The sequence below is a fragment of the Myxococcus llanfairpwllgwyngyllgogerychwyrndrobwllllantysiliogogogochensis genome, from assembly GCF_006636215.1.
Lineage (GTDB): Bacteria > Myxococcota > Myxococcia > Myxococcales > Myxococcaceae > Myxococcus > Myxococcus llanfairpwllgwyngyllgogerychwyrndrobwllllantysiliogogogochensis.
On the sequence record NZ_VIFM01000583.1, the window covers coordinates 1 to 736 of the forward strand.

Genomic DNA, 736 nt, shown 5'->3' on the forward strand with positions numbered 1-736 from the left:
CTCGAGGAACCCCAGGGCGGGCGCATCGACATCTGCGGCCGCACGCTGGTGGACTCCGGCCGCATGCTGCCCGACCGCGACCTCAACGCGCTGCGCGAGGAAGTGGGCATGGTGTTCCAGTCCTTCAACCTGTTCCCGCACCTGTCGGTGATCGACAACGTGACGCTGGGCCCGCGCAAGCTGCACGGCATGGCCCGCGCCGAGGCCGAGGCGCAGGCGCGCGTGCTGCTCGAGAAGGTGGGCCTGGCCCACAAGGCCGGCGCCATGCCCGCCAGCCTCTCCGGCGGTCAGAAGCAGCGCGTGGCCATCGCCCGCGCACTGGCCATGAGGCCGCGCGTGATGCTGTTCGACGAGCCCACGTCGGCGCTCGATCCGGAACTGGTGGGCGAGGTGCTGCGCGTGGTGGAAGGCCTGGCGGCCGAGGGCATGACGCTGCTGATGGTCACGCACGAGATGGCGTTCGCGCGCAAGGTGAGCGACCGCGTGATCTTCATGCACCAGGGCCGCGTGCACGAGATGGGCCCGCCGGCCGAGGTGTTCGGCAACCCGCGCACGCCGGAGCTGCAGCAGTTCCTGTCGTCGCTGCACGACTGACGGTCACAGGGGCTCCGTGAGGTAGCGCTGCAGGGTGCCGCCGAGAGCGCGCACCGCCGCCGATCGGTCGAGCCCTTCCGCTGAAAACTCCAGCACGTAGCGGACGAACGCGAACCCGAGCCTCGTCGAGGCGATGAGGGTG

General features: G+C 70.5%; 1 protein-coding gene. It reads left to right on the plus strand.

Translation table 11 applies throughout. The annotated features are described in order from the left end of the window. Positions 1-594 (plus strand): amino acid ABC transporter ATP-binding protein (locus FJV41_RS57035; protein WP_141649543.1); only part of this gene is annotated, 594 nt, incomplete at its 5' end. Positions 595-736 lie beyond the last annotated feature (142 nt).